Origin of the sequence: Chitinophaga sp. CB10 (genome assembly GCA_001870995.2) — a bacterium.
In the GTDB taxonomy this organism is placed as follows: Bacteria; Bacteroidota; Bacteroidia; order Chitinophagales; family Chitinophagaceae; genus Chitinophaga.
In genome coordinates, this window is record MLAV02000001.1 from 307,283 (window position 1) to 327,299 (window position 20,017).

Annotated in this window: 22 protein-coding genes; 14 read left to right on the forward strand and 8 right to left on the reverse strand. The window is 53.0% G+C overall.

The genetic code is table 11. The annotated features are described in order from the left end of the window. Positions 1-145: 145 nt before the first annotated feature. Genes BOC67_RS01205 through BOC67_RS01215 form a run of 3 tightly spaced genes read left to right on the forward strand, consistent with a single transcriptional unit; the run spans position 146 to position 3,933 of the window. Complete coding sequence (locus tag BOC67_RS01205) at positions 146-736, forward strand: (2Fe-2S)-binding protein (protein WP_291906437.1); 591 nt, start codon at positions 146-148, stop codon at positions 734-736. Next, positions 733-1,710 (forward strand): xanthine dehydrogenase family protein subunit M, encoded by a 978-nt coding sequence (locus tag BOC67_RS01210; protein WP_291906439.1) that lies wholly within the window; start codon positions 733-735, stop codon positions 1,708-1,710. Before BOC67_RS01205 ends, BOC67_RS01210 begins: the two co-directional genes overlap by 4 nt. A gap of 9 nt (positions 1,711-1,719) precedes the next feature. Further along, positions 1,720-3,933, forward strand: a complete 2,214-nt coding sequence (locus BOC67_RS01215; RefSeq protein ID WP_291906441.1) for a xanthine dehydrogenase family protein molybdopterin-binding subunit — start codon at positions 1,720-1,722, stop codon at positions 3,931-3,933. 161 nt (positions 3,934-4,094) lie between these two features. Here BOC67_RS01215 and BOC67_RS01220 read toward each other — a convergent pair whose 3' ends face one another. Then, positions 4,095-4,988, reverse strand: a complete 894-nt coding sequence (locus BOC67_RS01220; RefSeq protein WP_291906443.1) for an AraC family transcriptional regulator — start codon at positions 4,986-4,988, stop codon at positions 4,095-4,097. A gap of 254 nt (positions 4,989-5,242) precedes the next feature. Between BOC67_RS01220 and BOC67_RS01225 the strand changes: the two genes are divergently transcribed. The 4 genes from BOC67_RS01225 (at position 5,243) to BOC67_RS01240 (ending at position 9,527) form a co-directional block, all read left to right on the forward strand. Beyond that, on the forward strand, positions 5,243-6,226 hold the full coding sequence (locus BOC67_RS01225) for an aldo/keto reductase (RefSeq protein ID WP_291906446.1): 984 nt from the start codon (positions 5,243-5,245) through the stop codon (positions 6,224-6,226). Between the two features lie 187 nt (positions 6,227-6,413). Continuing rightward, positions 6,414-7,598, forward strand: a complete 1,185-nt coding sequence (locus tag BOC67_RS01230; protein WP_291906448.1) for an MFS transporter — start codon at positions 6,414-6,416, stop codon at positions 7,596-7,598. A gap of 174 nt (positions 7,599-7,772) precedes the next feature. Continuing rightward, a complete protein-coding gene (locus tag BOC67_RS01235; protein ID WP_291906451.1) occupies positions 7,773-8,645 on the forward strand; it encodes a sugar phosphate isomerase/epimerase in 873 nt (290 codons plus the stop codon). A gap of 162 nt (positions 8,646-8,807) precedes the next feature. Next, positions 8,808-9,527 carry a DUF1080 domain-containing protein gene (locus BOC67_RS01240; protein ID WP_291906452.1) on the forward strand — a complete coding sequence of 240 codons (720 nt, stop codon included), beginning with the start codon at positions 8,808-8,810 and terminating at the stop codon, positions 9,525-9,527. 62 nt (positions 9,528-9,589) lie between these two features. On the opposite strand, the gene BOC67_RS01245 is transcribed toward BOC67_RS01240, so the two are convergent. Further along, on the reverse strand, positions 9,590-10,132 hold the full coding sequence (locus BOC67_RS01245; protein ID WP_291906454.1) for a YbhB/YbcL family Raf kinase inhibitor-like protein: 543 nt from the start codon (positions 10,130-10,132) through the stop codon (positions 9,590-9,592). Between the two features lie 92 nt (positions 10,133-10,224). Beyond that, positions 10,225-11,082 carry an AraC family transcriptional regulator gene (locus tag BOC67_RS01250; protein ID WP_291906456.1) on the reverse strand — a complete coding sequence of 286 codons (858 nt, stop codon included), beginning with the start codon at positions 11,080-11,082 and terminating at the stop codon, positions 10,225-10,227. A gap of 138 nt (positions 11,083-11,220) precedes the next feature. On the opposite strand from BOC67_RS01250, the gene BOC67_RS01255 reads away from it, so the two are divergent. Genes BOC67_RS01255 through BOC67_RS01265 form a run of 3 tightly spaced genes read left to right on the forward strand, consistent with a single transcriptional unit; the run spans position 11,221 to position 13,577 of the window. After that, entirely contained in the window at positions 11,221-11,580 is a 360-nt protein-coding gene (locus BOC67_RS01255) for a hypothetical protein (RefSeq protein WP_291906458.1), read from the forward strand. A gap of 31 nt (positions 11,581-11,611) precedes the next feature. Then, positions 11,612-12,301 carry a DUF2461 domain-containing protein gene (locus tag BOC67_RS01260; RefSeq protein WP_291906460.1) on the forward strand — a complete coding sequence of 230 codons (690 nt, stop codon included), beginning with the start codon at positions 11,612-11,614 and terminating at the stop codon, positions 12,299-12,301. Positions 12,302-12,320: 19 nt separating this feature from the next. Then, on the forward strand, positions 12,321-13,577 hold the full coding sequence (locus BOC67_RS01265) for an MFS transporter (RefSeq protein ID WP_291906462.1): 1,257 nt from the start codon (positions 12,321-12,323) through the stop codon (positions 13,575-13,577). Here the strand turns inward: BOC67_RS01265 and BOC67_RS01270 are convergent. Further along, positions 13,534-13,866, reverse strand: coding sequence for a helix-turn-helix domain-containing protein (locus BOC67_RS01270; RefSeq protein ID WP_291906464.1), 333 nt, complete (start codon positions 13,864-13,866; stop codon positions 13,534-13,536). The genes BOC67_RS01265 and BOC67_RS01270 overlap by 44 nt on opposite strands. 84 nt (positions 13,867-13,950) lie before the next feature. On the opposite strand from BOC67_RS01270, the gene BOC67_RS01275 reads away from it, so the two are divergent. The 4 genes from BOC67_RS01275 to BOC67_RS01290 all read left to right on the forward strand — a co-directional run bounded on the left by BOC67_RS01275 (position 13,951) and on the right by BOC67_RS01290 (position 17,530). Continuing rightward, the gene (locus tag BOC67_RS01275; RefSeq protein WP_291906465.1) at positions 13,951-14,694 is read left to right on the forward strand and encodes an SDR family oxidoreductase; all 744 of its coding nucleotides are present in this window, start codon (positions 13,951-13,953) and stop codon (positions 14,692-14,694) included. 119 nt (positions 14,695-14,813) lie between these two features. Next, entirely contained in the window at positions 14,814-15,167 is a 354-nt protein-coding gene (locus BOC67_RS01280; protein WP_291906467.1) for a PKD domain-containing protein, read from the forward strand. 83 nt (positions 15,168-15,250) lie between these two features. Beyond that, positions 15,251-16,804, forward strand: coding sequence for a S41 family peptidase (locus BOC67_RS01285; protein WP_291906469.1), 1,554 nt, complete (start codon positions 15,251-15,253; stop codon positions 16,802-16,804). Positions 16,805-16,999: 195 nt separating this feature from the next. Continuing rightward, positions 17,000-17,530: a hypothetical protein gene (locus BOC67_RS01290; RefSeq protein ID WP_291906471.1), complete on the forward strand. Its 531-nt coding sequence runs from the start codon at positions 17,000-17,002 to the stop codon at positions 17,528-17,530. 78 nt (positions 17,531-17,608) lie between these two features. On the opposite strand, the gene BOC67_RS01295 is transcribed toward BOC67_RS01290, so the two are convergent. The 4 genes from BOC67_RS01295 to BOC67_RS01310 form a co-directional block, all read right to left on the reverse strand. Beyond that, entirely contained in the window at positions 17,609-18,376 is a 768-nt protein-coding gene (locus tag BOC67_RS01295; protein ID WP_291906472.1) for an SDR family oxidoreductase, read from the reverse strand. 32 nt (positions 18,377-18,408) lie between these two features. Continuing rightward, positions 18,409-18,711 carry a hypothetical protein gene (locus BOC67_RS01300; protein ID WP_291906475.1) on the reverse strand — a complete coding sequence of 101 codons (303 nt, stop codon included), beginning with the start codon at positions 18,709-18,711 and terminating at the stop codon, positions 18,409-18,411. A 60-nt stretch (positions 18,712-18,771) separates the two neighbouring features. Next, positions 18,772-18,954, reverse strand: a complete 183-nt coding sequence (locus BOC67_RS01305) for a hypothetical protein (RefSeq protein ID WP_291906476.1) — start codon at positions 18,952-18,954, stop codon at positions 18,772-18,774. Positions 18,955-19,245: 291 nt separating this feature from the next. Beyond that, positions 19,246-20,007: an SDR family oxidoreductase gene (locus BOC67_RS01310; RefSeq protein WP_291906477.1), complete on the reverse strand. Its 762-nt coding sequence runs from the start codon at positions 20,005-20,007 to the stop codon at positions 19,246-19,248. Between the last annotated feature and the right edge of the window lie 10 nt (positions 20,008-20,017).

The following is a 20,017-nucleotide window of genomic DNA, read 5'->3' on the forward strand; positions in this document are numbered from 1 at the left end:
CAATACTGTAACTAAATCCGGTCCGATATAATTAGATTTGTGCTGTTTCAGCCATGATCCTGATTTATTGGCAATTTTCTGATAAGGAACTACCTGGTGTACAGGAGGCCGGATCAACTCCTCCTCACCACACAACACTGCGTTTATGAATGGCAAAAATTTTTACAGCAGGCGTTTTTTCCTGAAAACCTCAGGCGCTATGGCAGCCCTGGCAGCCATCCCGGCCACGGTAAAGTCGTTTTACCTGGATGCCAAACGCCTTATCATCCCCAGGCGGCAAAAGCAGCCGCTGCGGGTTATGATCAACAAGCAATCCCACCAACTCGATGTGGACACCCGCACCACCCTGCTGGACCTACTCCGGGAAGAACTGCACCTCACCGGCACCAAGAAAGGATGCGACCACGGCCAATGCGGCGCCTGCACCGTGCACGTAAACGGGGAGCGGGTACTCAGCTGCCTGACGCTCGCGGCCACATTGCCCGGTAAGGAAGTTACCACCATCGAAGGGCTCGCAGACGGCGATCAGCTGCATCCCATGCAGGCCGCCTTCCTGGAATGCGACGGCTTCCAGTGCGGATACTGCACCCCGGGGCAGATCATGTCCGCCGTGGCCTGCGTCAAAGAAGGGCATACCCGCTCCGTGGAAGAAATCAAGGAGTTCATGAGTGGCAACCTTTGCCGCTGTGGCGCGTATAACGGTATTGTGGAATCCATTCAAAAAGTAGCAAAATGAAGCCATTCAGCTTTAGTAAATCCGACAAAGTAAGTAAGGCTTTAGTTGCAAAGAAAGAAGCCGTACAGTTTCTGGCAGGTGGCACCAACCTGGTGGACCTCATGAAAAAAAATATAGCCGTTCCCGATGGGCTCATCGATATTACCGCTGTACTATCCGATAAAGTGGAATCCATCAACGGCAACACGCGCATCGGCGCCATGGTACGCAACAGCGCCCTGGCCAACGATCCGCAGATACTCGCCAAACATCCGCTGGTAGCAAAGGCCGTACTGGCCGGCGCTTCCCCGCAGATCAGGAACATGGCCTCTACCGCTGGCAACCTCCTGCAACGCACCCGCTGCCCTTATTTCTACGAAACCAGCGCTCCCTGCAATAAACGTAAACCCGGCAGCGGCTGCAGCGCCCTCCACGGCGAGCAGCGCATGAGCGCCATCATCGGGTATAACGAGCAATGCGTAGCCGTACATCCGTCAGACCTATGCGTGGCCCTGGCCGCCCTTGGCGCTACGGTAAACGTAACGGATAAAGGAAATAAACAACTGACCATCCCGTTCAAAGATTTTCATAAACTGCCGGAATCCACGCCGGAGTTGGATAACCACCTCCCGAAAGATGCCATCATCACGTCCGTGGATATACCGGATAATCCCTTCAATAAGCATTTCGCCTACCTGAAGCTGAGGGACCGCGACTCCTACGCATTCGCCCTCGTATCCGTAGCGGCGGCGCTGCAGCTGGAAGGCAACCGCATCAAAGATGCACGGCTCGCCTCCGGCGGCGTGGCCCACAAGCCATGGCGCTGGCAAAAAGCGGAACAGTACCTCAGAGGGAAGGAAGCCAATGCCGCCACCTTCAGCGCTGCGGCAGCCATCGTGGCCGATGAGGTGAAACCCCTGCCAGGCAACGGCTTTAAGAAGGTCATGCTCAGCGGCGCTATTGAAACTGCTTTGCAGAATTGTTTAACTGCTTAATCTGACATCATGGGATTATTCAACACTAAAAATAAAGCTGCCGGCAAACCCAATGGTCGTGTGGAAGGGATCGCAAAAGTGACCGGCGCCGGCAAATATGCAGCGGAATACAAGCTGGATAATATGTGTCATGCCGTATTCGTAGGCAGCAGCATCGCGGCTGGTACCATCAAAAGCATTCACCTCGATCATGCAAAGCAGGTGGAAGGCGTGCTGGATATCATCACGCACCTCAACCGGCCGGCAGTGGCAGGTTTTGCCACAGAAGCAAAACTTAAGGATACCCGCTTCGGCCTCCCGCTTTTTCATACGGATAAAGTCTATTTCAGCAACCAGCCTATTGCCATGGTGATCGCTGAAACCCTGGAAGATGCAAGCTACGCGGCCTCCCTGGTGGAAGTGACCTATGAGGCCTCTCCCGCTACGGTGGACTTCAAAACGGCGTACGCCGCCGTACCACTGAAGCCGCAAGGCAGGGAACGCGGTTCGATGGACGCCTGGGCCAACGCCCCGGCAGTAATCGACCAGGAATACCACATGGCCGCGGAAGTGCATAGCCCCATGGAAATGCACGCCACCATTGCCCATTGGACGGGCGATGATAAGCTGGTGCTGTACGATAAAACCCAGGGCGTAGTGAACGTGCAGCGCACCATCGCCAAAATATTTGAAATCCCCCAGGAAAATATTGAAGTATTCAGCGAATTCGTGGGAGGCGGTTTCGGATCCGGACTACGGGTATGGACCAACGGAGTTGGCGCCATCATGGCCGCCAAACAGGTGAAACGCCCCGTGAAGCTCATGCTCACCCGCCCGCAGATGTTCAGCCTCACAGGTTACCGCCCCGCCGCCTGGCAGCGCGTGAAAATCGGCGCTGATAAGGACGGCAGGTTCCTCGGCATCCTCCACCAGGGCAAAAACGGTACTTCCATGTTTGAACAGTTCCAGGAAGGTATTACCGCCATCACCCGCATGGTGTATAACTTCGATAACCTGAAAGCGGAACAGGCCATCGTGCCGCTGAACCTCGGCACGCCCACGTGGATGCGGGGCCCGGGCGACTGCACCGGCGCATTCGCCGTGGAAAGCGCCATCGATGAGCTGAGCTACCAGTTGAATATGGACCCGGTAGCGCTGCGGCTTAAGAACTTCGCCATCACCCACGACCCGGAAAATAAAAAGCCCTATTCCAGTAACTTCATCGACGAATGCATTACCAAAGGCGCAGAAATGATTGGCTGGAAACAACGTAAGCAACAGCCCGGCGCTATTACGGAAGGCGATTGGAAAATCGGCTACGGTGTGGCAGTAGGCATGTGGGGCGCAGGCCGCGGCAATGCCAGCGCAGGCATCACGATGGAAAAAGATGGTACCATGACGGTGAAGACCGCCATGACGGACATCGGCACAGGCACCGGTACTTCCATGCAAAACATGGCGCATACATTTACCGGCATGCCAAAAGAAAAGATCAAAATTGAACTGGGCCACTCCACGCTGCCTACCGCCGGCAGCCAGGGAGGCAGCACGGGCATGTCGTCCATGAGCGGTGCAGTAGCAGCTGTATGCGATGTGCTGAAGCAACAGCTGGCCGGTTATGCTGCCGCCATCAATCCCGTCTATAAAGACGCCAAACCGGCGGATATCCTGCTGTCCGCAACGGGCATTTCCTATAAGACAGCGAAAAATGAATTTGTGTCGCTGGCCGATATATGGCAGAAAAACAACCTCGCCAACATTGAAGTGAAAGCCAGCTCCGGCCCCGGCGCGGAACGCCAGCAATACGCCTTCTGTTGCTCTACCGCGCATTTCATCAAAGTAAGGGTGCATACCAAAACCGGGAAAGTGAAGATTGAAAAAGCAGTGTGCGTGGCGGATGGCGGCACGATCGTAAGCGAGAAGCCCGCAGCCAACCAGATTTCCGGCGCAATCGTTGGCGGTATCGGTATGGCGCTGATGGAAGAAATCCATGCGGACCACCGGCTGGGCAACCTCGTCGGCAACGATTTTGCAGGCTATCACTTTGCCGTGAATGCAGATGCGCCGATCATAGAAGTGGCGTTTATCAATAAGCCTGATCCTTACGTGAACCCCAGCGGCGCCAAGGGTTTGGGCGAAGTGGGCATCATCGGTTGCGCGCCTGCAATTGCCAATGCCATCTACAATGCTACCGGCAAACGGTTGAGAGATTTACCGATTACGCCGGATAAAATACTGGTATAAAAGAAGAACGTGGTTCGGGAGGTTTTATGTCCCCGAACCACGTTTTATAAATTTACCGGATGTTTATGCAGGCGCAAAAGCCATCCGCTCCATGTAATCTCCTATTCCTCACTCCATCAGCGTAATCCCCATCCACTCCACGCAATCTCCTACCCATCCCATCAATTCAACCCCCTGTACTCATTCGGTGTAATCCCCGTCCGCTGCTTAAATAACCGCGTAAAATGCTGCGGATACTTAAACCCCAGCTCATACGCCACCTGGCTAATCGTCTTCTCCATATCAAACACCCGCTCCTTCGCCAGTTCTATCACCTTGTTCTGAATATATTCCTGCGCCGATTTCCCCGTCTCTTTCTTAATCAAATCCCCGAAATAATTAGCGGATAAATGCAACGCATCCGCGCAGTACCCCACCGTCGGAAGGCCCTGCTGCTGCGGCTTGTCCGATAAAAAGTATTCCTGCAGCACCCGCTCGAATTTTTCCACCGTCCCTTTGTTCTGGTTATCCCTCGTCAGGAACTGCCGGTCGTAAAACCGGAGGCAGTAGTTGAGGAATAATTCAATATTGGCAGTGATCAGTTTTTTACTGTGATGGTCAATCGCATGGCTCAGCTCATACTGGATTTTTGCAAAGCAATCCAGCACAATCTGCCGTTCTTTTTCCGACAAATGCAGCGCTTCATTCACATCATAGGAAAAAAACGTATAGTCGTGTATGTTCTTGCCGAGAGAAGTGCCGGCAATCAGGTCCGGATGGAAGACGAGCGACCAGCCCCTGACCTGCACATTCCCTTTCGGCTGCACGCCCACCACCTGCCCCGGCGCGATGAACATCAGCGTGCCTTCCTGGTAATCGTAATGACTACGCCCGTATTTCAGTTCTCCGCACTTCAACTCCTTCAGGTAAATGCAATAGAGGTTGAAGTTGTAGGTCTTCGGGGGCAAGCTCGCCGCATGGGAGAGGTCCACCACGGATACCAGCGGATGCAGCGTTTCCACGCCCCGCAGCTTATTGTACTGATCAATACTTTCCAGCTTAACGATTGCTTCCATGTTGCGCTGATTTTATACAAATGTATTGTATTCATACCCATAATACCGGCAAACCGGTAATTTTGGTAAGGAAACCAGTAATACATATCAGCGGGCAGCGGCCATCAGTAAAAATGGTAACCTTTGCAGTAATTCATATACCATTTCCTGATCCGGCAGCGCCTACATTTGCAGGAGTAAATGACCCCGGCCCCGGGGATGCCGGGCATCTGACATCTCCCCACCTAAAAAAAATTTAAAAAAAAAGCAAGTCTATGAAAACAAGAAAATTAGGAAACAGTGGGCTGGAAGTATCCGCGCTCGGATTAGGCTGCATGGGACTGAGTTTCGCATATGGCACAGCGCCCGAAAAAAGTGAATCCATTAAACTGCTGCATGCCGCTGTGGACGCGGGTATCAACTTCTTTGATACGGCAGAAGCTTATGGCCCGTACGAAAATGAAGAACTCCTGGGCGAAGCGCTCGCGCCCTACCGGGATAAGGTGATCATCGCTACCAAATTCGGGTTTAAGGATGGGATACCTGACCGGGGCGTGGACAGCCGGCCGGAAAACATCATTGCCGTGGCAGATGCGGCTTTGCGCCGCCTCAAAACGGATTATATCGACCTGTTCTATCAGCACCGGGTGGACCCCGCCGTGCCAATAGAGGACGTGGCCGGTACCATCCAGGACCTGATCAAAGCCGGAAAAGTGCGCCACTGGGGCATGTCCGAAGCGGGCGCATCATCCATCCGCAAAGCGCACGCTATCCAGCCGGTAGCCGCTTTGCAAAGCGAATACTCCCTCTGGTGGCGGGAGCCGGAGCAGGAAATCCTGCCGCTGCTGGAAGAACTGGGCATCGGCTTTGTCCCATTCAGCCCGCTGGGCCGCGGCTTCCTCACAGGAGCCATCAGCGAGGATACGAAATTTGATGCGAACGATTTCCGTAACCGCCTGCCCCGTTACCAGGAAGAGAACCGCAAGGCCAACCTCGCGCTGGTGGACCTGCTCAAGGGTATTGCCGCGGATAAACAGGTGACGCCCGCGCAAATCGCACTGGCATGGCTGCTCGCCCAACGCCCGTGGATCGTGCCTATCCCGGGTACCACCAAAATCAACCGCCTGCAGGAAAACATCGGCGCGGTGGAGGTAACGCTGACTCCGGCCGACTTACAAGCCATTGAAGCGGCGGCGGCAAAAGTGGCTATCCAGGGCGCGCGCTACCCTGAAATCTTCCAGAAAGCAGTGGGTAAATAACTCATTATTTTGCTGATAGCAGCTATCATTTAGCTGAATAAAAATTCCTGGAAATTATAAATATCTTTGCGGTCGGTTTGGCAAATGGATTTGCCAATGTTCTTTCCAACGATCACATTGCATTAAGATATAAATTTCATTGGTTATGATACAGGTCTTTACGGGCCTGTATCTTTTTTTTAGGCATATGAATAAAAAGTTATTCCCACTGTTGCTGGGCGGTCTGGGTATCGGTATGACCGAGTTTGTCATGATGGGCTTACTGCCGGATGTGGCAGGCAACCTGAAAATCACCATTCCCCAGGCGGGGCACCTGATCTCCGCCTATGCGCTGGGCGTCGTAATTGGCGCGCCTTTGCTGGTCATGATCAGCGGCAACTATCCGCCGAAGAAAATTTTGATGGCGCTGATGGGCATCTTCACCGTATTCAACGGCCTGTCTGCCTTTGCGCCGGATGAGCATACCCTGCTGATCGCGCGGTTCTTCGCGGGCCTGCCGCATGGGGCCTTCTTCGGCGTGGGCGCTATCATGGCGAGTCGCCTCGCAGAGCCGGGAAAGCAGGCGCAGGCCGTGGCCACCATGTTTGCCGGCCTCACGATCGCCAACCTGGCGCTGGTGCCCATCGGCACCTGGATCGGGCACAACTTCCTCTGGCGCTATACCTTCGGGCTCGTGGCGCTGATAGGCCTCATCACGATATTATCCATCAAATACTGGCTGCCGGCCCTCCCCGCTGAACGCAGCGAAGGCCTGAAGTCGCAGCTAAGAATATTTCAAAACGCGGACGTATGGCTGGTGATCCTCATCACGGCCATCGGCACGGGCGGACTGTTCTGCTGGATCAGTTACATCGCGCCGCTGATGACGAAAATCTCCGGCTTTCCCGCTTCCACCGTGCCCTGGATCATGGTGCTGGCCGGGTTTGGCATGGTGGTGGGCAACTGGGCAGGCGGTAAGCTGGCGGACCGTATGTCAGCCGGGAAAGCTTGCGCATGGCTGCTTTTCGCCATGACGGCGACATTACTCGGCATCTTCCTCTTTTCGCAATTCCGCATCGTATCGCTGCTGCTCACGTTTGTGGCGGGCGCGCTGAGCATTTCCCTGGCGGCGCCCATCCAGGTACTGATGATGCAATGCGCAAAAGACGCGCAAATGCTGGGCGCTTCCATCACGCAGGCCGGTTTCAACATCGGCAACTCGCTGGGCGCCTTCCTCGGCGGCCTGCCCATCACATACGGCCTCACGTACAACTATCCATCGCTGGTGGGCATGCTCATGGCTGCCTGCGGCGTCGTATTTGCCATGATGATCGTGCGGCGGCAGCGGAATAATCCACTGCCCATGCAGCCAGTGCAAATAATGGGGCATTAAATTTTATTTTTTTAGGGAGAAGATTTACTGCCGCCCTGCGGCAACGTCCCGTCCTTCGCGGCAAGCCGCGCGAAGCGTTATGCCGCATCACCAAAATGCAATTGCTATGAAAGGTTGCAAATTTGCAAATGTTTGAATAATTTGTCCGCTATTCACGCTAATAATATCAGTATTATGAATTCGAGGAGAGATTTTATCAAACAGGCAGCCCTGGCTTCTGCCGGCGCATTGTTGCTGCCTTCTTTTGCCAGCGCAAAATCTGTTAAGACAATAGGTTTACAGTTATATACCCTGCGTGACCTGCTGCCCAAAGATGTAGAAGGAGTGATCCGCAAAGTGGCGGCAATAGGTTACAAAGAAGTGGAAACATACGGCTATGATCCAAAGCACGGCTTCTGGGGTATGCCTGCCAAACAACTGGCCCAGCTGCTGAAATCCGTAAAGCTGACCGCGCCGAGCGGCCACGTAGGCGTAGATCCATTCATCCGCGACGGGAAAACCGATGAGCTGAAAGCCAACATCGAAGCGCTGAAAACCATCGGGGCTACCTACTTCACCGTGCCCTGGCTGGATGAAAGCCTGCGCCAGTCAGCGGACGACTACAAGAAAGTGGCGGAAAAACTGAATAAGGCAGCGGAACTCTGTAAAGGAGCCGGACTGCGGTTTGCCTACCACAACCACGACTTTGAATTCAAACAACACGGCGGTGTAACCGGTTACAGCATCCTCCTCAAAGAAACAGATCCCAAACTGGTGAGCTTTGAACTGGATATCTACTGGGCAGTGCATTCCGGCCAGCAGCCGGCAAAAATCTTCGCGGCGCACCCGGGCCGTTTCCCGATGTGGCATGTGAAGGATATGGATAAAGCCCACCCGGATCAAAACACGGAAGTAGGCAAGGGCAGCATCGATTACAAACAAATCTTCACCCACGCATCCACCGCTGGTTTGAAGCACTTCTTCGTAGAGCATGAAAATAACTACCAGCCGGATGAGTTAGGCTCCATTGCTACCAGCTTCAACTATCTCAAACAAAACATCAAATAAATATTTCGTATAGCCATTGACGGTATTACAGCAATGGCTATACGTTTTTCAAGGAACGGCCCTTCCCCTTATGAATATCCGCTTAACCCTCCGGGCCCGGACGCGTTTCGCAACAAAGGCGTGCAGCTGGTGTAAAGCAAGCTATTTTAAAATTCCATCCATATGAAAATGAAACAAAAGGCTATGATGATAGCCGCCCTTGCCGTTTTTGCGGTGTCCTGCGGTCAACAGGCCACCGGCGATAATACATTGACCGCTAAAGAAAAAAGCGAAGGCTGGGAACTGCTCTTCGATGGTAAAACAATGAACGGCTGGCATGTGTACAACATGGGCAAGGCGCCTTCCGCATGGAGCGTGAAGGACGGGGCGCTGGTATGTACCCAGGGCGCGGCTAAGGAAGTGGGCGACCTCGTGACGGACAAGGAGTTCAAAAATTATGAACTGCAGTTCGACTGGAAGATCAGTAAACAAGGCAACAGCGGCGTGTTCATCAACGTGGCGGAACGCCCGGATCTGCCGGCAGCATGGGCTACAGGGCCAGAATACCAGTTGCTGGAAACGAGCCACCCTGATAATGAAAATCCTAAGAAGCGCACCGGTGGCCTGTTTGCGCTCTTCGCTCCGGAGAGTGGCGCTGCCATGAAGCCCCAGGAAGAGTGGAACCAATCCACCATCCGCCAGGTGGATGGCAAAATCGAATTTTACCTGAATGGGAAGCTAACGCTCCGGCAGGACCTGCAGTCCAGGCAGTGGAAAGATACCGTGGCTGCCACGCATTTTAAGAATTATGCGGATTTCGGGAAGTTTACCTCCGGCCATATTGCGTTGCAGGACTGGAATAAAGGCGTGTCGTTCAAGAATATTAAAATAAAGCAGTTGTAAGCCGACTGAAAATTAAAACAGCCACAGGACCTTCCTGTGGCTGTCTTTTTTTAAAGGCTACGCTATTTATGTTGCGCGCATACCACCAGGGATGCCTGGGCGATGGTCGCAAAATGAATGTTAAAACCCACCAGCGCCGGGGATACATTCTCATCCAGGTCCAGCTGCTTATTCAACGCATATACGGTGATCAGGTAACGGTGCACGGGGCCTGCCGGAGGAGCGGCGCCGCCATAGCCGGGTACGCCGAAATCAGTTCTGCTCTGCACCGCGCCTGCCGGCATTAAATGCTTCTTCACATCGCCGGCGCCGGATTTCAATTCATGCACATTTGCGGGAATATTGAACACTACCCAGTGCCAGAAGCCGCTGCCAGTGGGCGCGTCCAGGTCGTACATGGTGACGGCGAAGCTTTGCGTGCCGGCAGGAGCGTCCTCCCAGTAGAGTTGGGGCGACTGGTTTTCGCCGCTGTAGCCAAAGCCGTTGAAATATTGTTTGTTGGTTAACTGACCACCGAGTTCATTGCTTTTCAGGGTGAAGTTCTGCGCATAGGAGCCAAGGCTGGCAATGACCGCCAGCAATAAGGTTGCAATTAAGTGCTTCATAAAATGAGTGATTTATCTGACACAAAAATAGCTGCACAATACTGCTATTCCTTTCAGCCGGGAGTTCAAAAATTGTGGCCGGACGTTCATTGTCAGTTACTGAGCTGATACTGTTTGGGTGTGATGCCGTGCACCTGCTTGAACGACTGCACGAAGCTGGAAAGGTTTTCGTAGCCTAGGTCGTAATACACTTCGCTGGCTTTCAGCCCTTTGTTTTTTAGCAGGGCGGCGGCTTTCTGCATCCGCATTTTCAGCAGCCACTGTTTGGGGCTATCGCCGAATACACGGGCAAATTTCCGTTTGAAGGTGGAGATACTCATATTGCAAAGGAAGGCCAGCTCTTCTACCGTGATGGCGCTTTCCAGGTGGGTGTTCACTATTTTCCTCAACTGCGTTTCTTCATCATATTCGTTGCACAAGCCTTTGAAGTAAGCGATCAGCTGTTTGTTTTTGCCGGTGAGGTAGAGGAGTAATTCATGCAGTTTATTCTCGTATAAAGCAGGGTGGTAGTGCGGCTGCATGAGTTGAAGGCTGTGGATGAAATTGGTGATGTAGGCGTCTTTCAGGAAGGCCACCGGGGTAGGGTCCGTACTTTCCGCGGGCACGTCGTCGAAGGGGTGGTCCTGGAAAAAGCGGTGCAGCGATTGCTGGCTCACAAAGAGCAGCATGCAGCTGTAACGGCCGTTGTCCGCCGTTTTTTCGCTCATCAGGCAGTTGCCGGCAGGGAGGAAAAAGAAGCCTTCCGCGCCAAGCCGCTGTGTGCCGGAGGCATAGCTGACAGATTTTTCACCTTCCATCAGGAAGTTAAAGAGATGCCATTCCAGCACGATGCGCGCCTTTTGCGCTACCTTGTCCGTACCGTAGGGAAGCGCGAACACCCCGCCCGGTATGTCAGTCACGAGCCCCTGCGGGAGATATAGTTCCTGTATGGTTTGATTAGCCTGGGCCATGGGCTAAAAGTAGGCAAATTGAGTGGATTTTCAGCAGGGTGGAAGTTCAAAAAATGTTGTTAGAAGTTCAAGCCGGCATAAAATTTTGTCCTATTATTGTTCCTGCGGAATTACCTTCAACACCAAATAAAAAGTCATATGAGTTTCGATGTACATCTTTACAGAAAGGAAACGATGGAAAGGCAGCAGCAGGCTAATGATCCGGGTTTCTTTGACAACCCCGAAAACCTGGAACCTTTTACAGCAGAACAGTTCCGGAAATTAAGCGACCGGCTGGCCGCCTATAAATTTGCAGTAGTCCGGGAGCGGCCGGAGGATGTGGAGTACCAGCACCCGAAGTACAACATCACGGTGTTGCTGACCAAAAGAGGGCTGTATTTCAATGCCGGTTGGGATCCGGATAGTATGTTCGAAGCCGGTATGACCGCCTCAGAATTTACTGATTCCGGCGAGTTCCGGAAGTACGATCCGCAAAACGGAGGTTGGGAAGCGCTCTAGGCTTACCTTTGTCCAAAATTATACACGCATTATGGCGAAAATGGCACTACCCGGATTAGAACGCTCGGTATTTGATTTCCTGGAAAATGTACGTATCCACAACAACCGCGAATGGTTTAATGAACACAAAAGCGTTTACCAGCAGCAGCTGGGCATCGTGGAAGCGTTTGCGGAAGGGCTGTTGCAGAAAATGAACGAGCATGACGTCATTGAAACGCCTTCCGGTAAGCAGAGCTTATACCGCATTTACCGGGATACCCGTTTCTCCACTGATAAAACCCCGTACAAAACGCATTTCAGCGGGAGTTTCAAACGCGCTACCAAACAACGCCGCGGTGGTTACTACTTCCAGATTGAAAAAGGAAACACCTTCCTGGGCGGCGGCTTCTGGGGCCCCGTGCCGGCGGATCTGAAGCTGATCCGCGATGAAATCGCATTTGATGACGCGCCGCTGCGTAAGATACTCGCCGCAAAATCCTTCGTATCGATGTTCGGCACGCTGCAGGGCGAACAGTTGAAAACCGCTCCCAAAGGCTACCCAAACGATCACCCTGCCATTGACCTGCTGCGGCACAAACAATTTATTGTGCGGCGCCGGTTTACGGACGAGGAGGTGCTGAGGCCCGGGTTCCCGGACGAAGCGAATAAGACGTTTAAAGCCATGCGGCCGTTTTTTGATTATATGAGCGAGGTGCTGACCAGTGACGGAAATGGGGCATAGCCACTTAAATAATACCGCCTTGGAAATAAAGCTTGGGTTAAAGGAAAACTGGCAACAATTCACCCTGCTGGTGTTGGTGAACATGATGGTTGGCGGGATGGTGGGGCTGGAAAGAACAGTCGTGCCGCTCATGGGTACGGAGCTTTTTCGTATAGGGGCTGATATGCTGGTGTTTTCCTTCATCATCGCCTTTGGCGTGGTGAAAGCCTTTACCAATCTTATTTCCGGGGTGCTGGCGGATAAATATACCCGTAAGCGGGTGCTGATCCTGGGCTGGCTGTTTGGCCTGCCCGTCCCGTTTATGCTGGGCTGGGGCCCTTCCTGGGGGTGGATCATCGCCGCCAACGTATTGCTGGGCATCAGCCAGGGGCTGGCCTGGTCCATGACGGTGAACATGAAAATAGACCTCGTAGGCCCTAAAAAGCGCGGGCTGGCCATGGGGCTCAACGAAGCCGCCGGTTACGGCGCCGTGGGATTAACCGCGTTGCTCACCGGCTATCTTGCCGCTGCATATGGCTTGCGCCCGCAGCCATTCTATATCGGTATCGCCTATACGATGATCGGTTTGTTACTCTCCGTTTTGGTCATACGGGATACCCGGGCTTATGCCAGGCTGGAATCCGCTACGGCAGTAATGCCCGGCGGGCAGGCGCATCGGCCGGACCTCCGGTGGGTGTTCAAAGAAACTTCCCTGAAAAACCGCAACCTCTTTTCCGTATCGCAGGCGGGGCTCATCAATAACCTGAATGATGGAATGTCCTGGGGGGTGTTTCCCTTGTTGTTTGTGCATATGGGCGTAGGCCTGGAAGGCGTGGGCTGGATTAAAGCCATATACCCCGTTGTATGGGGCGCCGGGCAGATCATTACAGGTCCCCTGGCGGACCGCTGCGGCCGCAAGCCGCTGATTGTTTGGGGGATGTTCGTACAGGTGCTGGGGCATGTGGTCATCGGGTTCGAATGGTTCCCGCCATTCGCTTCCGGTATGGCTGGTTCCGTGCTGTTGGGCGCGGGTACCGCCATGGTGTACCCGGCCCTGCTGGCAGCCGTGAGCGATGCGGCGCATCCTTCCTGGCGCGCTTCTTCCCTGGGCGTGTACCGCTTCTGGCGGGATATGGGCTATGCGGCCGGGGCGCTGATGGCAGGCGTGGTGGCCAGCCTGCTGGGGCTGGTCTGGGCCGTGCATATTGCCGGGCTGCTGACGTTGGCCTCCGGGGTCGTGGTTTGGATATGCTTTACTTCTTCGTCACCATCTTCCGGTGCGAACGCCCCCAGTTGATCATTTCCTGGATAATGTTACCAAAGGTGCGGCAATACGGCGTAGGCTCGTAGGTGACGAGTACCGGCGTGTCGTCATACACTGTCCTTACCACCAGTTTATTCAGTTCCATTTCTTTTAATTCCCTGGAAAGCATACGGGTAGTGATGCCCGGAATGCTGCGCTCTATTTCCCTGAAACGCCTGTTGCCATTGCAAAGGGAGTTAATGATGGGGACCCGCCACTTGCCTCCGATGAAATACAGGGTATCCTGCAAGGCCTTCAACTCTTCTGCCTGATCTCTTTTCATACCATTTGATTTACTGATATACTCTGTGATACTGGTTACAAAGTTATACCAATCTGCCGGTAAATTTGCTAAAAATTTAAAAGCATGAAAAAGTTAACAGGAAAAACGGCGCTCGTCACCGGCGGAAACAGCGGAATCGGATATGCGGCAGCAGCAGAATTGGTGGCACAAGGGGCAACAGTCATTATCACCGGCAGGAGGGAAGCAGCCGTATCCCGCGCAGCGGCGGAAATAGGCGCCGCCTGGTACGTAGCGGACCAGGCCAGCCTGGCCGATACGGACGCGCTGGTGGCGGCAGTGAAAGCGCAATACGGGCAGCTGGACATCCTTTTTGTCAATGCCGGCATCACAGGGGAGCAAATGCTGATAGCAGATGCCACGGAACATAACTTTGACCAGGTGATGAATATCAACTTCAAGGGCGCTTACTTCACCCTGAGCAGGTTTATACCCCTGCTGGCGGATGGCGCGTCGGTTGTGATGTTGTCGTCCATTGTTGCGGCCATGTACAAGCCTTCCAGCTCTATTTACCAGGCCAGCAAGGCAGCCCTGAATTCCATCGCCAAAACCGCCGCCGCGGAGCTGGCACCGAGGAAAATACGGGTGAACATCGTGAGCCCGGGCCCGACCCGCACAGAAGTGCTGACCAAGAACGGCGCAGACCAGCAGGCCGTGGATGCGATGTATGAATACCTGGAAAGTATTATCCCGCTGCATAAGATCGGTAACGCCGGAGATGTGGCTAAGATGGTGGCGTATTTGTGCGATGACGCTGCCGGGTTTATTACCGGGGCGGAGTTTGTGATTGATGGCGGGTTGACGATATAGAGGGCAGGAGGTTGTATCAACGGTGGTACAACCTCCATTCCGCTTTATGAACATCCGATGCCTTCCCTTTGTTATGATGTTACCCCCAATCCAAATTTTCAACCTCAAACCACCCCGTCATGAAACAGTTACTGTTATGCCCCCTCTTCGTCCTGCTCGTTTCCGGCTGCGGAAAAACCGACAGGTCAGCCCTTGACTGCGCCGCTGCATCCGATGCCATAAAGCTCGAATACGCCACCGACCCGGCAAATGCCCGCAAAGTGGATTACACCATCCGTTACACCGGTGATGTCGCCATTACCTCCGTTACTTTTGACTATGGCGACGGCAAGGCCGAAAGCCTGGCCGTACTCACGGGCACGCATACCTACGCACAGCCAGGGTCCTATACAGTGAAGGCTACCCTTACCCTGCAAAACAGCAGCGGGGAAATATGCGCCATTACCCCGGCAAAGCGCATCACGATATACTGAAGAAACCATTTTTGTCCTCCTGCGGTTTGTTTTGTAGCTTGCGGTATAACATTCAACCAATCTGCTAAACGCAGCTAAGATTTATGAGAAAACTTTTTTTGTCTGTACTGCTCGCTGCACAACTGCCGGCAGTTACGGCCTTAGCCCAAACCCAACCTACGCCGGCAACCGATAGTTTCAAAATCTACAACAGGATGCTGCAGCCCAGCGAAATGCAGGAGGACCTCAAAATTTTCAGGGGAATCCGGGAAAAAGCCAATTCTGGGCTGTACCGCTACCATTCCAAAAAGCAGATAGACAGCATTTATAAATGGGCCAATGGCGCTGTAAAGAAGCCCATGCCCGTTACGGGGTTCTTCAAAATCATCCTGGAATTGACCGATTTTGAAGGTAGCTGCCATAACCACACGGAAGTAGGCACGGAGCTGAATAGCTTCCTGAATCGCCAGCAGGCGTTTTTTCCTTACGACCTGAAATACCTCGAAGGAAAGATCATCTTTAACCAGCAGCTTCCCGAAATTCCGGCAGGCTCCCGGGTGCTGAGTATCAACGGGGTGCCGGATACTACGCTGATGCGGTCCTTTTATAAGTACCTTACCGGCGACGGCTATACGATAACGCAGAAGTTGTCCGGCAGCGTGAGTCGCGCCTATGGCGTGCGTTACCTGCTGGAATACGGCCTGCACGATCAATTCACGCTGACGTTCACGCCGCCTTATTCCAGGGAAGTAAAATCGGCCACACTGCCGGCGGTTACGTTGGAAAAACGGAAGCAAAACCTGGCAGGCCGCTTCAGCGCCAGGCTCGACAGTATCATCGACTATAACGTGCAGCCCAAATACAGCTTCCGTATGATGGATGATAAAACGGCGCTGCTCAACTTCCGGATATTCAGCATGGCCTATGGGCCGGATGATCCGCTGTTCCCGGGATATGTAAAGTGGGTGGACAGCGTCTTCCAGCTGCTGGACAAGCAAGCAGTTCCGAACCTGATCATCGATATCAGGAGTAACCCGGGCGGTAGCGATCCTACCTTTGAACAACCGATGATGTACCTGACGGACCACGACTTCAAAGAAAATGCATCCGCCTATATTTCATTCGACCGCGATAAAATTCCCTACGAGGAATACTTCTGGGGAGTGAGCACCAGCCATAAATACACTGCGGACGAGATAAAGGAAGGTTATAAATTCCTGAAAGAATATTTCCTGCCGTATAAAGACGGGAAGAGCCTGCAAAACCCGGCGCTGAACCCGGTTTACCATCCGAAGAAGCCGGCATACAAGGGGCGCCTGTACCTCCTGATCGATGAAAATACCGCGTCTGCCGCTTCCCACCTGGCTTCCCTGGTGCGGGCATATGCCAGGAACGTGACTATCGTAGGGGTGGAAACTGTGGGAGGTTACTACTATCACAACGGGCATTCCCCGCTGGTGTACCAGCTGCCTCATTCAAAAATTAAAACGCAGTTTTCGATCGTAGCAGTGACCCAGGATGCGCCTTTGAAACCCAACCAGCCGGAAGGCCGTGGCACCATGCCGGACTATGAGGTATGGCCAAAATACGACGATTACATGCAGGGTAAGGATACGCAGATGGAATACGTACTGAAGCTGATCAGAGAAAAGCAATAACTGATTTATATACAACGAAAGCCCTGGCGCGAAAGTGGCCAGGGCTTTGTTATTTAGCAGGCTGACAAATGCCGCTCTGTTCTCTTACATTCATCAATTAAAGGAATCCTTTACCCATCCATTGTTTTTATCCGGCTGATAATGCGGCATTTGAAGCAGGCATTTTAATTGTTGCAGGTTAAGGAAAGTATCATCATGAAAAACAGTCTGTACAATAGAACGCATATACGGGAATACCTGATCTATGGTCTGTTTTCCGCCATTGTATTCATTATCCCCGTGTGGATATACCTCTACCAGGCTGACTATGAAAAAACCTGGTTTGTGTTTTCCGGGTCGATTTTTTTTATGTTCGTCATCATGGCCTATGCATGGAAGCTGTGTAAGCGGAGGCCGGATTACAAGAGTACCTGGATGATGATCATGGCATCGCACCTGGCAGTCTTCACCGGCATTTTATTTTCTGTTATATTCACCACCATCCTGTGTTTTATTTACATCCCCGATTTTCTCAGCGCCCATAGCGAAAACGTTTTTGGTAACGCTCCCACGGGCGTGAATAATCACAACTTCAATTCCATCTCGCTCCTCTATGTATGCGCAACGGTGGAAAACTATGGCGCAGGCGGCTTCATCGGCGCGTTGGCTCCTTATGTATTCAAAAGGAATCAGACAAAGGACCGTACGGCAGTGCTGGACCCGGATTTACGGAATCCCAAACCCTGATGCAGTATTACCGCAGCAGGACAGTATAAAACAGGAGCGCCACTTACAGGCGCTCCTGTGCAGTTCAAACCTGTTGCCTTACTCCACAACAGCTTGTCCGCTCGCACGGCGGCGGTACCAATCCTCAAACCTGATTTTTCCGAGAATGGCATCGTTGCCGGGCAACAGCGTATCGGGGTGTAACTGCGCGCCGAAGTAAAGCGCATGGTCATCTTCCACCAGTTGCCGGGAGTCTTCCGTTTCGTTCAGGTAATAACGGATGAGTTCATACATGGGCATGCTTTCGGGGCCTGCAATTTCAATCGTCGCATTCTGCGGCGGCCGCACGGCAAGGGCCGCCAGCGCGCCTACCACTTCATCCGCTGCAATAGGCTGTATCGGCGTTTGGGAAATATGCACCTGTTCGTTGATAGTACCCGCATTGGCAATGCGGGCAGCCAGTTCGAAAAACTGCGTGGAACGCAGGATCGTATATGGCACGCCGGAGGCTTCTATGAGCGTTTCCTGCGTAAGTTTGGAGCGCATGTAATCGCTGTCCGGCATGCGTTCGGCGCCTACAACGGACAAGGCTATATGATGGCGCACGTTCGCATATTTCTCCGCGGTGAGCAGATGAGTGGTAGACTCAGGGAAAAAATGACCACTGGCGGGGCCTGTAAATGCAGGCGTATTGGAAACATCTATCACTACCTCTGTATTTTTCAGCGCGGCGGGCAAGCCCTGGCCCGTTATCGTATCCACGCCGGTACGGCGGGTGGCAGGAAAAACAACGTGGCCTTCCTGCTTCAGCCTGTCTACGAGTCGCGCCCCAATAAGGCCGGTGCCGCCTATTACTACAATTCTCATAATATCAGGTTTTAGATGAGCGAATGACAACCTTACTCGTCGAGCCGCAGTTTCCGGGCCATCCGCGCGTTGATAGTAGCCGTATAAGTTTTTGCGCCATGTACCAGCGTACCTTTTATGCCGGTTACGGCGGTAATGGCGTAAACGATTTTCCCGGCATCGCTGCCTGCAGCAGCTGACAGCTCATAGTATTCGTCGACATGAAAATCATCCGGATCAAGGCGGATGTCGAACTCGCCACAATAAAGGGAGATGGCCTCTGTGGTGAAGTCCGTGCAGTAACCTTTGTCGTACAGCGCCTGTAAGGCCGCTGCCAGTGAATTAAATTCTTTCATATACCGAAGAATGATTGGTGGCTGAATGCAGGCGGCTCATGCCTCCCCGTACCTGTCAATTTATTCTTCATGCGTAGGCATTACTTCGCCGGTAAAAGGCTGTTCTACCATGCGGAGGTCATCATTCATAAACTCCGCGCCTTCGCTTTCATTCTGATCCGGCACTTCATGGATCACCTGGATTTCAGGATCGCCTTGCTGTTGCTCCCTGTCATGATGAAGGGGAAAAAATGGTAAATGCATGATGGACGATTTAAACGGTGAAAAATGTTTCCTGGAAACCGATTCCCCGGCCGCTCCCGCGAGGGAGCGGCGGATAGAGAAAACAACATGGGAATCGATGAAAATGGAATGCGTGTGGGATGGCTTCCTGTTGACCTGTAGTGTAACTGACCGGATTTCCGTACGGATACAGTACGCCGGCGTGGGGATATCCTTGTGTACGAACAGGTGGAAAGTACACTCCCGTTACAGCTGCCTCTACAGGCTGACACCCGTCATCTTCGTTTTATCAACAGGTAGCCATCCTGGCGGTTATGCCTTCGCAGGCTGTGGCTGCAAGGCCCACCATTTGTCAAAATTGACAGCGCCCAGTGCTGCTTTGCCGGCAGGAACAAGGGCTTCATGGGATACTTCGCCCCCGAAATACATGGGTTTACCGTTAGGTATTACCGTGCGCGGGTCATTAGCCTTTTGCAGATACCGGGCCACAATTTCATACATCTTAAACCGTTCCGGACCTGCAATTTCAACGTATCCGTTTACCGGTGTGCCGGTTGCAAACGTGGCTACATATTTGGCCACATCGTCTGATGCAATTGGTTGAACAAGCACATCCGAGAGGTGTACTTCATTGCCCTCCGTAGCCTGGTTGGCAATGCCGCCCAGGAAGTCCAGGAACTGGGTACTGCGCACGATGGTATAAGGAATGCCGGATTGCTTGATCAGCTCCTCCTGCGCCAGTTTGGCGCGCATATACCCGATGTTTTGCATGAGGTCAGTACCGACGATAGACAAGGCAACATGATGCTTTACGCCTGCATTGGTTTCCGCAGCGAGCAGGTTGCGGCCGGCCGTCTGGAAAAATTCCATCACGGCATTATCTTCAAAGGAAGGAGAGTTGGCCAGGTCAATCACCACATCAGTTCCCTGCATCGCCTCTGCCAGCCCTTCCCCGGTGATGGTGTTGATACCGGTGGCAGGCGAGGCTGCTATCACCTGGTGACCTGCCTGGCGCAGGAAGTTAACTACTTTGGTTCCTATGAGGCCGGAGCCTCCGATTACGACGATTTTCATGATTTGCGTT